A 493-nucleotide genomic window follows, 5' to 3' on the forward strand; every position below is an offset into this window, starting at 1 on the left:
GACTATAGTCGCCTATTTTTTCTTATCGTTGCGATTGCGTAGCCAATGCGCAAATAATGCGACGATACAACCACTCGCTGCTGTGGTCATGATGTGAACAAAGTTATCAAGCATAATTACACCTCCTCTCTACGTCTAGATTGACGCCTGAGAGATAGGCGACCTGTATATTATATCATCTCTGAATATTCGATAATAGGTAACTTCCGATAAGTCATTCTATGTCTAAATAAACATTAAAACTAACAATAACAACCTTGATTTTAGTAAAATATAGATATCTTCAAATTTTTTAAATCATTCAAGTTAATATATAAGTATCTATTCCTATTTTAAAAAAGAACTTTATTCCTATATAGTATCAAGACAAGAAGAAACTCGTTTTCAACTCGTTTCAAAAACCACAAAAAGTGAGGTCATTTTATGTTTCTTGAAAAATTAAAGTGTAGTAATTGTGATAAAGAAATCGACAAAAACGAAAATATAACAATAC

General features: G+C 30.8%; 1 protein-coding gene. It reads right to left on the reverse strand.

All coding sequences use genetic code 11. The features are described 5' to 3' along the window. Nucleotides 1-12: 12 nt before the first annotated feature. Nucleotides 13-114, reverse strand: coding sequence for a type I toxin-antitoxin system Fst family toxin (locus EII32_RS11605; protein WP_002497230.1), 102 nt, complete (start codon nucleotides 112-114; stop codon nucleotides 13-15). Nucleotides 115-493: the final 379 nt, after the last annotated feature.

Origin of the sequence: Prevotella sp. OH937_COT-195, from assembly GCF_003932845.1 — a bacterium.
In the GTDB taxonomy this organism is placed as follows: Bacteria; Bacteroidota; Bacteroidia; order Bacteroidales; family Bacteroidaceae; genus Prevotella.

Excerpts from the sequence above, each read along its gene's own strand:
- EII32_RS11605 (WP_002497230.1), bottom strand. The coding sequence starts at position 114 with ATGCTTGATAACTTTGTTCACATCATGACCACAGCAGCGAGTGGTTGT.